This window comes from Streptomyces sp. NPDC051740, from assembly GCF_044453165.1.
GTDB lineage: Bacteria > Actinomycetota > Actinomycetes > Streptomycetales > Streptomycetaceae > Streptomyces > Streptomyces atrovirens.
The window spans coordinates 1-2,303 of the sequence record NZ_JBITCL010000035.1; the positions used below are offsets into that span (position 1 = coordinate 1).

Genomic DNA, 2,303 nt, shown 5'->3' on the forward strand with positions numbered 1-2,303 from the left:
GGGCCCCGGCCCCGCCCCCGCCCCCCCCCCCGCCGCCCCCCCCGGGGGGGGGGGGGGGGGCGGCCGCCCCGCCCCCCCCCCCCCGCCGGGGGGGCCGCCCCCCCCCCCCCCCCCCCCCCCCCCACGGTCCTTACGTACCTTCGGACTTGACGGGCCTGGATAAATTTCGATCATGCAACAGGCATGGCCATGTCACCCACCCCGATGTGAAGATCATCATCGCACGAACGATCTATCGATGGAGATGTGATGAGGAGTATCCGCATCAAGAAGAAGGCGACCGCCTTCGCCACGTCCTTCGCGGCCGTGGCGGCCGTGATGGCGACCTCCGGTCCGGCGCACGCGGCGGAGTACACCGTCATGGACAACTGTGACGTTCCGTGGATCACCTGCTCGTACGGCGATCTGTGGCTGTTCTACAACTCGAAGGACATCGCCGTCCAGGACGGCTACATCAAGTCGGCGTTCACGACGTTCTACAGCAACGTGTCCGACCACTGGGGCACGAGCCAGTACCAGGGCTCGTCACTGACGACCTACCGGTACGTCTTCGGCAACGGCGGCAACGGCAACGGCCAGTACATGAAGAACAACGCGGCGTCCGTGCAGAACTGCGCCCGGGACGACAACTACCGCGTGTACTACAACTCCGGTTACGGCGGCACCTCCCAGTACTTCGCGAAGAACGGCCCCTACGGGGACTGCAACCTCACCGACCTGATCTCCGCGTTGAAGAACAACAACGCGTCCTCCCACTTCGCCTGAGAAGGAACCCCCGTGAAGCACACCAAGCGGACCGCCACCGCCGTAGCCCTGGCCGCTTCGGCTCTCCTGGTCAGCGCCTGCTCCTCCGGCACGACTCCGGGGACCGCGCAGAGCGTGGCCGACGACAGGCCGATCGTGAACAAGGAGAACTGGCCCAAGAAGGTCCCCACCCGTGGTCTGACCAAGGATCTGACCCTTCCGCTGGAGGCGTACATGGCCTCCTACGAGGACCAGGTCACCGTCGAGCAGGCCGCCAACGACCTCCAGCAGTCCTGCATGAAGGACTACGGCATCGACCTGACCCTGCCGCGGGCGGGCGCCAACCCGCCTCCCAGTGACAACGACGCCAACATCGAACGCCGTTACGGCCTCACCGACCGGGCCGAGGCCGAGAAGTACGGCTACGAGCTCCCCCCGGCGCTGCAGGAGCACACCCGCCAGCCCATGCGCGAGCTGTCCGGTGTCGAGGTCGAGGTCCTGACCGGCCACACCAAGCCCGAGCCGGTCGAGGCCCCCGAGGGAGCCAGAGCGGTGGGGCCGGTCGCCTCCCCCGGCCAGGACATCAAGCCCGCTCGGGCCGAGTACAACGGGAAGAAGCTGAGGACGGGCGGCTGCGTCGGCTGGTCCAAGGACCGGCTCGGCGTGCAGGAGGCCGACCCGGTCATGGTGGCGGAGCTCGCCGGGGACAGCCTGATGGAGTCGATGAAGGACGACAAGGTCGTCAAGGCCATCGCCGCGTGGTCGTCGTGCATGGACGGCAAGGGACACCCGGGTCTCGCCGATCCGTACAAGGCGATGGACCAGGGTGTCACGATCGACGGCAAGCCGACGCAGGAGTCCATCGCCCTGGCGGTCGACGACATCGACTGCAAGGAGCGGACGGATCTGGTGAAGATCTGGTTCGGTGTGGAGACCGCGATCCAGAACAAGCAGATCACCGACAACAAGAGCCGGCTGACCGGCATCAAGGAGCAGCACGGCAAGGAAGTCTCCGCCGCGCGCAAGCAGGTGGCGGCTTCCGCCCGGTAAGGGCTGATGCCGTGGTGCCCGGACCGGGCGTGGTCCGGGCACTGTGCCCGATGACGGCGTGTGTGCCGGCCGCCGGGGGTACGGACGGTGCCGCCGGCAGGGCCCCGCGTCGCAGCGGCCGGTGACTCCGGGCGCGGGGCGGAGCAGTCCGTGAGCGCGTCCCTCTCCTGTGGTTCCGGTGCGCCCCGAAGGCCGGACGCGTGTCCTGGAGTACGGAGGCCTGGTCGTGCGCACCGGGATCGAGGTGGCCGGTACCCGGGAAAGGAACGTGACGTACTCGGTCGGGATCGGCATCGCCGACGGTGCGGGCCGGACCGCGTACGGCCGGTTCCGGCTTCAGGGTGTCCCTCCGGGCGAAACCGGGCGGGCCGTTGCCTCCGGGGAGAGGACGGCCGGTCAGTCCTTGTCCGGAACCCGGTGGGGGGGGGGGGGGGGGGGGGGGGGGGGGGGGGCGGGCGGGGGGGGGGGGGGGGGGGGGGGGCGCGCGGGGGGGGGGGGCCGGGGCGGCG

2 protein-coding genes are annotated in these 2,303 nt (G+C 69.9%); both read left to right on the forward strand.

The annotated features are described in order from the left end of the window. Positions 1-249 precede the first annotated feature (249 nt). The gene (locus ACIA6T_RS33740; protein WP_399450325.1) at positions 250-765 is read left to right on the forward strand and encodes a hypothetical protein; all 516 of its coding nucleotides are present in this window, start codon (positions 250-252) and stop codon (positions 763-765) included. A gap of 12 nt (positions 766-777) precedes the next feature. Further along, positions 778-1,794 carry a hypothetical protein gene (locus tag ACIA6T_RS33745; protein WP_399450326.1) on the forward strand — a complete coding sequence of 339 codons (1,017 nt, stop codon included), beginning with the start codon at positions 778-780 and terminating at the stop codon, positions 1,792-1,794. Positions 1,795-2,303: the final 509 nt, after the last annotated feature.